This window comes from Gemmatimonadaceae bacterium (genome assembly GCA_020851035.1).
GTDB lineage: Bacteria > Gemmatimonadota > Gemmatimonadetes > Gemmatimonadales > Gemmatimonadaceae > JACMLX01.
In genome coordinates this window covers 68,069-80,851 of sequence record JADZDM010000005.1, presented here as the reverse complement: position 1 = coordinate 80,851, position 12,783 = coordinate 68,069, and the positions used below count along the sequence as shown (strand labels likewise).

The following is a 12,783-nucleotide window of genomic DNA, read 5'->3' as shown; positions in this document are numbered from 1 at the left end:
CGCGCGTTGCGGCCGTCGCAAACTGCGCCAACGCAAAGGAGCGCGAAGGGGCACTGCGAGGACACAAAGGAACTGCGTGGTGAACGGGCTGGGGTTCAGGGTGGCAATCGCTTCAGGCGCAGGTCCTGGAAGTCGAAGGAGAAGTCCACGTCGTCGGTGAAGGGAGCCATGCGAGCGTTTTCGACCGAGCCGTCGGGGGCGAGCTGGAAGGTGATGAAGGCGTCGGCGCGGAGTGCGCGATCCTTCCAGCGCACGACGAAGGTGTCGTATTGCCAGTGCTGCAGCTCGCCCACGAGGTCGGGTGAGGGCCGCATGGTGATGCCGAGGCGCCCGGCCGTGGTGGTGATGGAGACGCGTCCGTACCACGAATCCTCGTACTCCCCGGCGTAGCGCTCGATGGGGAGCGAGGGCTTCGAGAGCGAATCGCGTGCGGCGGCGGCTCCGGACACCTGTGCGGCGCTCCGGGCGCGGTTCGCCTTCGCCATGCTGTCCATCACGGCGCGCCAATCCACTGGCGCCGCGCCCATGAAGTGATCGAGCACGCGCTGGGTGATCGACTGGAACGCGTCCGCGCTCTCCTGGTTGGTGAGCACCGACACGCCGAGCTTGAGCGACGGCACGAAGGTGACCTGCGACACATACCCGGGCAGGCCGCCGGTGTGGGTCGCGATCTTCCGTCCGCGATAGTCCTGCACGTTGAAGCCGAGCGCGTAGAGGCTGAACTGCGGTGCCACCGCCGCCAGCCCGGGCGGCGCGCTCCGGATGGGGGTGGGCGTCACACCGGTCCAGAGGTTGCGCTGCGCACGCTGGGACCAGAGGCGCGTGCTGCCGGTCCGCCCGGAATCGAGCTGCGCAATCATCCACTTCGCGATATCCGCGGCGGAGGTGTTGATGCCACCGGCGGGATTGGTGTTGTCACTCGTCAGTGGCGTGATCCGCTGCAGGCGACCATCCACCATCGCATGGGTCGTCGCGACGTTGCCGCTTCGTGCGGCATCGGAGTGACGGGTGGTCGTCCCGGTCATGCCGAGCGGCGCCAGCAGACGGGTGGCGATGAAATCCTCCCACACCTGTCCGCTCACCGCCTCGATCACCTCGCCGGCGACCAGGTAGAGCACGTTGTCATACGCGTACGCGCTGCGGAAGCTGGTGCTCAACGGGATGTCGCGCAGCCGGTGCATGATCTGCTTCCGGTTGTACGTGGATGCGGGCCACCAGAGCAGGTCGCCGGCGCCGAGCCCCAGGCCACTGCGATGCACGAGCAGGTCGCGCACCGTGATCTGGCGGGTGACGTAGGGATCAGACAGTGCGAACTGCGGCAGGTACGTCACCACCGGCACATCCCACTCGACCTTGCCCTCGTCCACCAGCATCGCGAGCGCGGTCGCGGTGAAGGCCTTGCTGTTCGACGCGATGCCGAAGCGCGTGCCTGGCGTGACGCGCGCCGTGTCGCCGAGGGTGCGCACGCCGTAGCCGCGGCCCACGAGCACCTTGCCGTCCTTGACGATCGAGACGGCCATGCCCGGCACGTCGAACGTGCGCATCACCTGCTCGACATAGGTATCGAGGTCGGCAGGGGGGGCCGACACCACGCGTTGCGCGGGCAATGCCGGCACGAGGGCGAGGGCGGCGGCGAGCAGTGATGTGCGATGGCGCATGGGTCTCCGGGCAGCAGGGTCCGTCGGAGTGTCTCGCATGGCGCGGCGTGACGGAAGGGCAGCGACCGGCGTTGCCCCGACGGGTCGGGGACGTCCTTAGATTCTCGCGGTCGGTTCGAAGGGGGGGCAAGACCCCGTCCCCTCGAACCAGCCCGTCACCCGCACCCGCTCCAGATGCCCGTCCGCGCCGCTGTCCCCTGGGTCGTCCCGTTCGCCCTGTTCATGGTGCTGCTGGCCGCGCTGAAGCCGCTGGCGATCCCGCAGCCGTGGAACGCGGCGCTCTGGATCGTGCTGCTGGTCGCGGCGCTGCTGGTGTTCAGCCGGGACGTGATCACGCTGGTGCCGAAGCACTTCCTGCTCTCGACGGCGGTGGGGATCGGCGTCTTCATGCTCTGGATCGCCCCGGACGCGCTCTGGCCTGGGTATCGCAGCCACTGGCTCTTCGACAACTCGGTGGTGGGACATCCCACCGCGGGGCTGTCGGTCTCCGAACGCGGTGACGTGCTCACGCTGTGGCTTCGGGCGGCACGGGCCGTGCTGCTGGTGCCGATTCTCGAGGAGCTGTTCTGGCGCGGATGGCTGCCGCGGGCGGTGGATTCGTTCGATGACTTCCGCGCCCGGCCGCTCGGCAGCTTCACGACGCTGTCGTTCGTGGCCACGGCGCTGCTCTTCGCCAGCGAGCATGGCTCCTACTGGGACGTGGGACTGCTCTGCGGGCTGATCTACAATCTCTGGATGGCGCGCACGCGGTCCATCGCCGACCTGATCTGGACCCACGCCGTCACCAACGGCTGCCTGTCGGCGTACGTGGTGCTCGCCAACCAATGGCAATACTGGGCCTGACGCGGTCGGGCCCCCACCCCACCCCTCATCCTCCGGGACGCTTCCATGCGCAAGGCTGACGAGATCGACTACCGCCTGATCGGCGATGACCTGCAGGCCGTGATCGTGACGCTCGACCCGGGCGAGGCGGTGACGGCCGAGGCGGGGGCGATGATGTACATGGAGGACGGCATCCGTCCGATCACGACCCTCGACCCGAACAACGAGGGCGGTGGCCTGCTGGGGAAGCTGATGGGTGGCGCCAAGCGCGTGCTGTCGGGCGACTCGTTCATGATGACGGTGTTCATCAACGAGGGACACCAGCGTCGCGACGTGGCGTTCGCAAGCCCGTTCCCGGGGAAGATCCAGGCCGTGAACGTGCTGGACTGGGGCGGCACGATCATCGCGCAGCGCGATGCCTTCCTGTGCGGCGCGCGTGGCCTGGACGTGAGCGTGGCGCTGCAGCGGAAGATCGGCGCCGGCTTCTTCGGCGGTGAGGGCTTCGTGCTGCAGCGCATCAGCGGCGACGGGCTGGCCTTCCTGCACGCCAGCGGCACGCTGGTGCAGCGTGACCTGCAGGCCGGCGAGGTGCTGCGGGTGGACACGGGCTGCTTCGTGGCGATGCAGCCGTCGGTGAACTACGACATCGAGATGGTGAAGGGCATCAAGACGGCGCTCTTCGGTGGCGAGGGGTTGTTCTACGTGCGGCTGCGCGGTCCCGGGCGGGTGGTGCTGCAGACGCTGCCGTTCTCACGCCTCGCCGATCGCATCATCGCGGCGGCGCCGGCCGGTCGCACCGGCGGCGGTGCCAGCGGCACCATCGGATCACTCGGCCGCATCCTCGGCGACGAGTAGGGGGCGCGGCCGCAGCGCGCGCTGGAGCTCGGACCAGGCGAGGTGCACGTGCGTGCGGGCGGTGCGGATGTTGCCGATGGCGAGGCGGAGGACATACCGGTCGTGGAGCCGGGTGTGCGAGAGATACACGCGGCCGGCGGCGTTCACCTCCGCGAGCAACCGAGCGTTCAGCGCGTCGGCCTCGGCATCGGGCAAGCCGGCCGGCGCGCAGCGGAAGCAGACGAGTGAGAATGGCACGGGCGCACAGAGCGTCCAGGCGGGGTCGGCGGTGACGAGCGCCGCGAATTCGCGCGCCAGCGCGCAGTGGTCCCGCAGGCGCGCGGCCAGGCCGTCGGTGCCGAAGGCGCGCATGACCATCCAGAGCTTGAGGGCGCGGAACCGCCGCCCGAGCTGCACGCCGTAGTCCATGTAGTTCACGACCTGCGAATCGCGGGCGGTGACCAGGTACTCCGCCACCAGCGAGAACGCCTGCCGGAGGACCGCGGGGTGGCGCGTGAAGAACGCGCTGCAATCCATGGTGGTGAAGAGCCACTTGTGCGGATTGGTGACGACGCTGTCGGCGCGATCCACGCCGTCGAGCGCCCAGCGGAACTCCGGGGCGATGCCCATCACGCCGGCGTAGGCGGCGTCGACATGAAGCCAGACCTGTTCCCGGGCGCAGAGGTCGGCGATGGCGGAGACGGGGTCGATGCTGGAGGTGCTGGTGGTGCCGACGGTCGCGACCACGGCCATCGGTCGCATGCCGGCCGCCCGGTCGCTCGTGATGGCCGCCGCGAGGAGGTCGGGGCGCATCCGGAACGCCGCATCCACCGGAATCGGCACGACGTTGTCGGAACCGATGCCAAGGGTGATGCAGGCCTTGGCGGCCGAGGAGTGGGTGTGTTGGCTGCAGTAGACGCGGAGGATGGGCAGGTCGGCGCGGCCGGCCATGCCGCGGGTGCGGATGTCGAGGCCGGTGGCCTCGCGCGCGGCGGCGATGCCCAGCAGCGTGGACATGGACGCCGTGTCGGTGATGATGCCGAACCAGCGCTCCTCGTCGGCGAGGCCCATGGCGGTCCAGAGCCATCGGAGCACGCGTTGCTCGAGCTCGGTTGCCGCCGGGCTGGTGGCCCAGAGCATGGCGTTGGCGTTCAGCCCCGACGTGAGCACCTCACCGAGCAGGGAGGGGACGCTCGACGAGTTCGCGAAGTAGGCGAAGAAGGCCGGGTGGTTCCAGTGCGTGATGCCCGGGACGATCACACGCTCGACGTCATCGAGGATGGCGTCGAGCGACTCCGGGGCGGCCGGGGCGATGGCGGCGAGGTGGCTGGCGATCTCCCCGGGGGTGACCTGGGCCAGGACCGGGGGGAGGGTGCCGTCGTGCTGGAGCTTCCGGAAGAGCGCAAGGATGCGGTCCATGCCGGCCTCGAGGGTATCGAGGCTGAAGTCGCCGGTGGCTGGCGTGGCCAGGGGGCCGAGTGGGTCGCGGTCGGGGCTGCTCATGCGGAAAGAGTAGCGCGGGTGGGGGGAGCTGGCGGTTCCGGGCATCCGGTGACGCGCACCCCCCTGCCATCCTGAACCGGACCGTGATAACTTTCGAGGCTACACGGACAAGTACCCCGCGAGGAGCATCATGGCTGCAAAGGGCAAGCGCATCAAGATCAAGCTGCGCAGCACGGAATCGCCGTACACGTACCACAAGACCAAGAACGCCCGGCTGCATCCGGAGCGGATCGAGATGAAGAAGTACGATCCGATCGCGAAGAAGCACGTCCTGTTCAAGGAAACCAAGTAACGGTTCCGCCGCGCGCGGAGCCCGGCACACGCGCCTGCATCAGGCTGCGGTGCCGGGCTTCTTTGCGTCCGTGCCGCAGCGAGTCGTCCCCGCCGTGAGCCCGCTGCCGGCAGTGGCCAGTGGCGCGCGCCGGACATCGTAGGCGAAACGCCGACAGACGCATCCTGCGCGCCCCCCACATTGGCAGGTGGGGACGCTGCCCGTCGCGCATCGGCGTTTCCGGGCGTCCACGCAGCCTGGGTTCGTGGCGCCACACCGTGCGCGTCGCCGACCGGCGGGAATGGGACATGTCCGTCACTGGGCCCAGCGCCCCGCCGACAGCGGCGGGCCACGAAGGTTCCCCGGCACCGTTCGCGCGCGCCCTCGTCGCGAGCGATGCCTCCGCCGCATCCGACGGGGCCCTGCGGCTCGCGGCCGCGTTGCAGCGGCGCGATGGCACGGCCATTTCGGTGATCAGCGTGGTGCAGCCCACCACGTATCCAGCCCCGGTGAACGACCTGGCGGTGCCGCCGTCGCTGCAGCCGACGGCCGAGGAGGAGGCGATCGCCGCGCGGCGTGCGGCGGTGGAGGACCAGTGCGCGCGGAACACCGTGCCGGCGCCGACCGACATTTTCGTGGAGTGCAGCGTGCCGCTGAGCGGCATCCTCTTCCATGCGACGGCGCGGAAGGCAGACCTGATCGTGCTGGGCCTGGGCCGCCACAACGTGGTCGACCGCTTCTTCGGCACGGAGACAGCGTTGCATGCCGTGCGCGAGAGCGACGTGGCGACGCTGGCCGTGCCGGGCACGATGACGTCGCTGCCGCGCCATGCGGTGGTGGGCACCGATTTCGATGCCAGCAGCCTGGCCGCGGCGCGTGCGGCGGCGCGCCTGGTGGGGCCGCACGGCCACCTCACGCTGGTGCATGTGACACCATCCGCCGACCCGCTGCCCGCGATGCTGGCGGACTGGCCGCCGGCCATCGCCTCGCGCATGGATGAGGCCTTCGGCCGGATGATCGCGGCGCTGCACCTGCCGGCGACGATGGACGTGGACACGCTGCCGCTCTCGGGGAACGTCGGGAAGGAACTCGTCGCCTGCGCCGAGCGTCTTCATGCTGGGCTGATCGCCGTCGGGCGGCACTCGCGCACGCTGATGGAGCGCGTGGTGCTGGGCAGCGCAACGACGCGGGTGGTCCGCACGGCGGCGTGCGCCGTGATCGTCGTGCCCCGCGACGCCTGAGGCGACGCGGGCGTCCCGTCCCGGAACCCGGAGTGTCATGCCTGCTGCAGCCCGGCCCGTCCCTCCCTCGACCATCGGCCGTCTGATCGCGGGAGCCGCGCGCGCGTGCCTGGTGGCGTCCGCCGCGCCGCTGCTGGTGCTCCAGGCCCAGGACGCGGGCCGGACCGGGTTGATCGACGGACGGGTCCGAGCCGCACAGACGCAGCAGCCGGTGGCGAGTGCCACGATCACCGTCGGTGGCACGACGCTGAGCGTGGCCACGGGCGAGGACGGCCGGTTCCGGCTGCGGGCGCCGGCCGGCGTGGTCCGGTTGGAGGTCCGTGCGATCGGCTTCGCGCCGATCGTGCGCAGCGACGTGGTGGTGAGCGCCGGCAAGCCCACGACGCTCGTGATCGAGCTGCAGCCGCGGGTCGTGCAGCTGGCCACGGTCGAGGTGGCGCCGTCGTACTTCGAGCCGGCGCGCGCGACGCCGGTGAGCACGCAGCGGTTCAGCGCCGAGGAGGTCCGCCGCACCCCGGGGGTGCAGGAGGACGTGGTGCGCGCGGTGTCGGTGCTGCCCGGGGTGGGGGTGACCACCGCCGGACGCAACGACCTGGTGGTGCGCGGCGGCGCGCCGTTCGAGAACCTGTTCGTGGTGGACAACGTGGAGGTGCCGAACGTGAACCACTTCGGCACCCAGGGGTCCACCGGCGGCCCGGTGTCGCTGATCCCGATCGAGTTCGTGCAGGATGCGGCGCTGAGCGCCGGCGGGTTCGGCGTGCGGTACGGCGACCGCACCTCCAGCGTCACCACCATCACGCTGCGCGAGGGGAACCGCGCGCGGCGTGCGACGACCCTCAACCTCTCCGCCACCGGGCTTGGCGCCATCGCCGAGGGGCCGCTGCCGCACGACGGGTCACTGCTGGTGAGTGCGCGGCGCAGCTACCTGGACTTCGTGTTCAACGCCGCCGGCTTCCCGTTCATCCCGTCGTACACCGACGTCACGCTGAAGCTGGTGCAGCGCCCCTCGGCACGTGACGAGGTGAGCCTGCTGGTGATCGGCGCGCGCGACCGCATCCGCTTCAGCAACGCCACGGCCGACGATCGCTACGACAACTCGACCGTGCTGGGCTCGTCGCAGGACCAGTACGTGGCCGGGCTGACGTGGAAGCGCCTGCTGCCGCGTGGCGTGCTGCTCACGACGCTGGGTCGCACGTACAGCCGGTTCGATGCCGCGCAGCGCGACTCGTCGGACCCGCCGCAGCTCATCTTCGGCGCCCGGTCCACGGAGGGGGAGAGCTCGCTCCGCAGCGACCTGACGCTGCAGCTCAACGCACGCACCGAGCTCACGGCGGGTGCGATCGTGAAGTACGCGAGTGCGCTGGACTACGACATCACGCTGCCCGGCGCACTGCGCCGGGATGCCGCCGGCGTGGCCCGCCCGCTGCGTGTGGACACGTCGTTCACCGCCTGGCGACAGGCCGCGTACGCCCAGGCCAGCGTCGAGGTCAACGACCGGCTCCGACTCACCCTTGGCGCGCGTGCGGACCACTACGGCTTCCTCGCGGCGACCCGCGTCGCGCCGCGGGCGGCGCTCGCGTGGAGCGTGGGCGGCAGCAGCACGCTGACGCTCGTTGGTGGCCGGTACTACCAGGCACCGCAGCCCACGTGGCTGGTGGGTGATCCCGCGAACGTCGACCGCCTGCAGCCGCTGCGCGCCGACCAGGTCGTGGCCGGCTGGCAGCGGCTGCTGCGTCCGGACGTGAAGGTGCAGGTGGAGGGCTACGTGAAGTCGTATGCCGACTACCCCGGGCGGGTGTTCCGGCCGCGCGCCGTGCTGCAGCCGAGTGGCTACGACGATGTCACGAACGACATCCCGTACGGGCTGGAGCCGCTGGTGGCCGGTGCCACGGGGCAGGTGCGCGGCGTGGAGGTGTTGCTGCAGAAGCGCCTGAGCGAGGTGCCGGTGTACGGGCTCGTGAGTGCCAGCTACAACCGCACGCGGTTCACCGGGCTCGATGGCATCGAGTCAATCGGTGCCTTCGATTCACCGATGGTGTTCAATGCGCTGCTGGGCTGGCGTCCGAACCCGCGGTGGGAGTACAGCGGCCGGATCCGCAGTGCGGCCGGCCTGCCCACGACGCCGTTCACCGCCGGCGGCACGCTGGACTTCACCCGCTACAATGCCGGCGAGCGGCTGCCGGTGTTCTTCGCGCTGGACCTGCGCATCGACCGGCGGTTCTCGTTCCGGCGCTCGCAGCTCGTGACGTACATCGACGTCCAGAACGCGACCGCGCGGAAGAACGTGTCGCAGGTGGCGTGGGACGCGCGATTGCGTGCCCCGAAGGCCAACGAGAGCATCGGCGTGCTGCCCAGCATCGGGATCAACTGGGAGTTCTGAGCGCGCGGCGGGCGCGGGCTCAGAGCAGGAACGCGTCGCCCGCCTCGGGCAGGATGTAGCCCACGTCGATCCGTCGCACCAGGGACGAGAGGTGGCTGCGCAGCGCGATCGGGATCGGGTGCGTGTCGGCGATCAGGAGGCTGGTCCGGCTGAGCGCGGCGAGCGTCGGGGCGTCCATCGGGGTGCCGGCCAGGGCAATGGCCTGGGTGAGCGTGAGCGTCATCGAGTCCGGGTGGTAGCGCGTGATGGCGCGCACGATGGTGGTGGACGACGGATGGAGCTCGCCGGGCAGCACCATGACCTGGCGCGCCGCGATGCCCGGCAGGAGGTCGAGCAGCACGCCCGCAGCGGATTCAGCCGGTGCGGCGCAGTAGCGCACGCTCTGCCGGCGGATGCCGATGCGCTTCCGCAGGGTACTGCCAAGTCGCGCCACCGTCTGCGCGTTGACGGCGAACGGCGGGGCGTCGTGCGCACCGTTGAGGAGCAGCCGCACCTGCGGGCCGGCCGGCAGCATCGTGTCGCGCAGCCGGACGGAGAGCCGCATGGGGAGGGCGGCCGGCGGTTCGTGGGGCAGACCCGGGGAGAGGTTGATGCCGACCAGCGGGTTCGGTCGCCAGACGAGGGCGGCACCCGAATCGGTCACGAGCGGGCCCTCGGCGATGCGGCGATGGTCGCTGCAGGGCCAATAGGTGAACCCGCCGAGGATGGCGCCGAGGGCGTCGATCACGCGTCCGATGCCGACGGAGTCGGTGGCGAGGATGTCGCCGCGGCGCATGCCGGCCCGCTGCAAGGCCGTGACGCGGAGCCGCAGGTGGTCGAGCAGTGTGGCGCCGGCGATCATGATGTCCCCCGCCCCGTCGCGCGTCCGCGCGACGCAGATGGTCGGCGCCGGTGAGGCCTGCAGGATGGAGGTCAGGCGGCGCTGGAGCCCGGAGGGGTCGTTGGGCGAGAGCCGGTCAGCGGCACCGGGAGGGGAATGTTCATGCATGCTGCGGCAGGTCGAGGGTCGGCGAACTGAGCGTTCGGCTGCCTCGGAGTATCGGCGCAGCCTGTCGCACACTGGACGCACCAGCCTGTTTGCAGGCCACGCATGGAACCCGGCCCGGGTGGCTGTCGTACGGGCTGTGGTCGCCACGCCGCACACCTCCGGGGTCCCATGCTCGTTCCTGCGTTCCTTCTCCTCCTGCAGCAGCCGGTTCCGGCCCCAACGCCGGCCGATGCCGAGCCGCAGCGCCGCCGGCCGGTCACGGCTGCCTTGCTGGCCAGCGCCTTCCCCGACAGCGCGACCCGGTCGCTGCTGCTGCTCGCCCGCCGTGCCCGTGTGGCGCAGGACTCGGCCCTGCGCGGGTACGACGCCCGGACCCAGTCACGGATCACCGTGAACATGGGCACGTCGGTGCTGACCCGGAACCGGCTGCTGTTCCGCTCCGAGAACGTGGCGAACGTGAAGTGGCGGCGTGGGCAGGGCATGTGGATCGAGCCACTGGCCGCGCGCACCACCGTGCCGATGGCGAAGAACGTGCAGGTGAGCGGCGTGGCGTCGTCGCTGATCCCGGTGCCGTACTTCCCGGGGCGCGAGCAGCTCTGGATGCCGGCGGCCGACCAGGCGATGGTGCGGAGCGACGTGGATGAGACCGAGGGCTTCATCCACCCGCTCGCGACCGGCAGCGAGGCGTACTACCGCTACCAGATCGGTGACTCGATCCGCATCCGGCTGCCGAGTGGCGAGGGGATCACGCTGCGGGAGTTGAAGGTGATCTCGCGCCGGCCCGAGTGGCGCGCGTTCGTGGGCAGCTTCTGGTTCGACCAGCGCAGCGGCTCGCTGGTGCGTGCAGCGTACCGGCTGTCGGCACCGCTGGAGATCTGGAACCTCGCGATGGAAGAGGCGAAGCGGGATCTCGAGGAGGCGCAGCGCGACACGACGCCGGGGGGCGCTGCGCGGGTGAAGGAGGCGAAGGAGGACGTGCCGCCGGCGCTGGTGCGCGGCATCATGAACCCGATGCGCTTCGACATCAACCTCGTGACGGTGGAGTATGCGCTGTACGACAACACGTTCTGGCTGCCGCGCGTGAACCGCGCCGAAGGGGGCACCGACGTGATGTTCATGCGCATTCCGCTGCGCGTGGAGGAGAGCTACACCTACAACGACGTGGACGTGACCACGCCGCTGCCACCAATGCCCTCGCTGGCCAGTTCGCGCCGCACCAGCACCACGATGCGGGTCTGTGCGCCGGACTGCGAGGATGTCGACGATGAGCTCGTCGACACGACGCGCATCCCGCGCCAGCGCCGGCGCGCGATCACCGACTCGCTGTTGAAGGTGGCTGGGCTGCAGCCGGCGCTGGTGGCGGACACCAGCGCGCTGGCGGTGCGCACGCGCTTCGTGGGCGACTCGCTGTACCGCGCCTGGCGCGAGGAGCTGCGCACGGCGGCGCAGCGCGAGCGGTATGCGGTGCGCGACTCGCTGATCCGTGCTGCCGGCCGGACCGTGCCGCTGGAGACCGACTCGACCCGCGACGCACGCCGCACGCGCCGCTTTGGCGACTCGTTGTACCGGGTGGCGGACCGCACCGCGCGCCGGAAGGTGCGGGATGCGGAGTGCGCGGCCAGTGGCGGCTACTACACGCGCACTGAGACGCGCTACGAGGGGGCGCTGCGCTACGGCGTGAAGGTGCCGTGCGACTCCACGGTACTGGCGAACTCGAAGGAGCTGCCCGAGTCGCCGTACGACGCCAACGAGGAGGCGTTCTCGCAGCGCGATGCCGAGGCGCTGGCCAGCGCGCTGGGACTGGGGCTGCAGCCGGCGTTCGGGCCGCAGCCGCTGCAGTTCGACTGGTCGCTGCGGCAGCAGCGGTACAATCGCGTGGAGGGGCTGTCGCTGGGCACCGAGGTCACGTGGCCGCTGGGCGCGGGGTACACCGCGTCTGGTGTGGCGCGCCTCGGCCTGGGCGACTGGCAGCCGAACGCCGAAGTGCGCCTGGCGCGCAGCAACGGCCGCACGACGTTGCAGGGCGCCGTGTTCCGTCGGCTGAACTTCGCCAATGACTTCGGCAACCCGCTCTCGCTCGGCTCGTCGATGGCATCGCTGCTCTACGGTCGCGACGAGGGCTTCTACTATCGCGCGCTGGGTGCCGAGGCGACGTGGACGCGCACGCGCGCCACGGGATCGCTGGTGTGGCGCGCGTTCGGCGAGCGGCACGACCCGGCGGACAAGGCGTGGGACTTCAACCTCGCGAACGCCTTCTCGAAGAACCGGACCATGCTGCCGAACATCGTGGCACAGAAGGGCATGGTGGGGGGCGGCGCGGTGCAGTGGCAGTCGAGCCGTGGGCTGGACCCGCGGTCGTGGCAGGTGGTGACGGACCTGCGCGCCGAGGCGGCCGGCGGTGACTTCTCGTACGCGCGCGGGCTTGGCGAGATCACGGTGACGCGTCCGCTGTTCGGGAAGGTGTCGTTCGGGCAGACGATGAGTGGCGGCATGGCCACCGACAGTGTGCCGGTGCAGCGCCAGTTCTACATGGGCGGGTTGCGCACGGTGCGTGGCCAGGTGGCCGGGACGCGGGTGGGCGACACGTACTGGCTGTCGCGCACGGAGATCGGCTATGGCAGCAGTGCGCAGAAGCAGGCGCTGTTCCTGGACCTGGGCTGGGCGGGGCGTCGCGGGGACTTCTCGAAGCCGGGGCGTCCGATGTCCGGCGTGGGCATCGGGAGCTCGTGGGTGGACGGCTTGATCCGCACGGACTTCTCGCGTGGCATCTATCCGCGGAAGGGGTGGCGGACGGACATCTCGCTCGGGGCGCGGTTCTGACCGCTACTCCGGGACTTCTCTGCGTTGGAAGATCGAGGGTTCACGCGGAGGGAGCGGAGGGAGCGGAGGGACGCGGAGAGGGCACCACACGTCGGCAACCATCCACGCTGTTGGTGGTGAAGAAATGCTGGAGGAACTGCGAGAGCGCGTGCGCAGTTCCTTCAGCATTTTCCACGTGAACCGTGTAGAAGGCTGCGTCCGGGGTATACCTCTCCGCGTCCCTCCGCCGCCTCCGCGCTCTCCGCGTGAACCCTGTTGACGGACTT

Annotated in this window: 9 protein-coding genes; 6 read left to right on the top strand and 3 right to left on the bottom strand. The window is 70.5% G+C overall.

Annotation, left to right across the window (positions count from 1 at the left end):
- Positions 1–95: 95 nt before the first annotated feature.
- The gene (locus IT355_04135) at positions 96–1,658 is read right to left on the bottom strand and encodes a serine hydrolase (GenBank protein ID MCC7052432.1); all 1,563 of its coding nucleotides are present in this window, start codon (positions 1,656–1,658) and stop codon (positions 96–98) included.
- Between the two features lie 174 nt (positions 1,659–1,832).
- Between IT355_04135 and IT355_04130 the strand changes: the two genes are divergently transcribed.
- Both IT355_04130 and IT355_04125 read left to right on the top strand, forming a co-directional pair.
- Positions 1,833–2,501 carry a CAAX prenyl protease-related protein gene (locus IT355_04130; protein ID MCC7052431.1) on the top strand — a complete coding sequence of 223 codons (669 nt, stop codon included), beginning with the start codon at positions 1,833–1,835 and terminating at the stop codon, positions 2,499–2,501.
- A 45-nt stretch (positions 2,502–2,546) separates the two neighbouring features.
- A complete protein-coding gene (locus IT355_04125) occupies positions 2,547–3,335 on the top strand; it encodes a TIGR00266 family protein (protein ID MCC7052430.1) in 789 nt (262 codons plus the stop codon).
- Here IT355_04125 and IT355_04120 read toward each other — a convergent pair.
- A complete protein-coding gene (locus IT355_04120; GenBank protein MCC7052429.1) occupies positions 3,306–4,733 on the bottom strand; it encodes an amino acid decarboxylase in 1,428 nt (475 codons plus the stop codon). The genes IT355_04125 and IT355_04120 overlap by 30 nt on opposite strands.
- Before the next feature lie 214 nt (positions 4,734–4,947).
- On the opposite strand from IT355_04120, the gene rpmG reads away from it, so the two are divergent.
- The 3 genes from rpmG (at position 4,948) to IT355_04105 (ending at position 8,709) form a co-directional block, all read left to right on the top strand.
- Complete coding sequence (rpmG, locus tag IT355_04115; protein MCC7052428.1) at positions 4,948–5,109, top strand: 50S ribosomal protein L33; 162 nt, start codon at positions 4,948–4,950, stop codon at positions 5,107–5,109.
- 287 nt (positions 5,110–5,396) lie between these two features.
- Positions 5,397–6,329, top strand: coding sequence for a universal stress protein (locus tag IT355_04110; protein MCC7052427.1), 933 nt, complete (start codon positions 5,397–5,399; stop codon positions 6,327–6,329).
- A gap of 37 nt (positions 6,330–6,366) precedes the next feature.
- Positions 6,367–8,709, top strand: a complete 2,343-nt coding sequence (locus tag IT355_04105; GenBank protein ID MCC7052426.1) for a TonB-dependent receptor — start codon at positions 6,367–6,369, stop codon at positions 8,707–8,709.
- 19 nt (positions 8,710–8,728) lie between these two features.
- On the opposite strand, the gene IT355_04100 is transcribed toward IT355_04105, so the two are convergent.
- The gene (locus tag IT355_04100) at positions 8,729–9,697 is read right to left on the bottom strand and encodes a hypothetical protein (GenBank protein ID MCC7052425.1); all 969 of its coding nucleotides are present in this window, start codon (positions 9,695–9,697) and stop codon (positions 8,729–8,731) included.
- Between the two features lie 168 nt (positions 9,698–9,865).
- On the opposite strand from IT355_04100, the gene IT355_04095 reads away from it, so the two are divergent.
- Positions 9,866–12,517, top strand: coding sequence for a hypothetical protein (locus IT355_04095; GenBank protein ID MCC7052424.1), 2,652 nt, complete (start codon positions 9,866–9,868; stop codon positions 12,515–12,517).
- Positions 12,518–12,783: the final 266 nt, after the last annotated feature.

Bases quoted from the DNA above. Each gene is read 5' to 3' on its own strand.
- IT355_04130 (MCC7052431.1), top strand. From the start codon at position 1,833: ATGCCCGTCCGCGCCGCTGTCCCCTGGGTCGTCCCGTTCGCCCTGTTC.
- IT355_04135 (MCC7052432.1), bottom strand. From the start codon at position 1,658: ATGCGCCATCGCACATCACTGCTCGCCGCCGCCCTCGCCCTCGTGCCG.
- IT355_04095 (MCC7052424.1), top strand. From the start codon at position 9,866: ATGCTCGTTCCTGCGTTCCTTCTCCTCCTGCAGCAGCCGGTTCCGGCC.
- IT355_04105 (MCC7052426.1), top strand. From the start codon at position 6,367: ATGCCTGCTGCAGCCCGGCCCGTCCCTCCCTCGACCATCGGCCGTCTG.
- IT355_04110 (MCC7052427.1), top strand. From the start codon at position 5,397: ATGTCCGTCACTGGGCCCAGCGCCCCGCCGACAGCGGCGGGCCACGAA.
- IT355_04120 (MCC7052429.1), bottom strand. From the start codon at position 4,733: ATGGACCGCATCCTTGCGCTCTTCCGGAAGCTCCAGCACGACGGCACC.
- IT355_04100 (MCC7052425.1), bottom strand. From the start codon at position 9,697: ATGCATGAACATTCCCCTCCCGGTGCCGCTGACCGGCTCTCGCCCAAC.
- IT355_04125 (MCC7052430.1), top strand. From the start codon at position 2,547: ATGCGCAAGGCTGACGAGATCGACTACCGCCTGATCGGCGATGACCTG.
- rpmG (MCC7052428.1), top strand. From the start codon at position 4,948: ATGGCTGCAAAGGGCAAGCGCATCAAGATCAAGCTGCGCAGCACGGAA.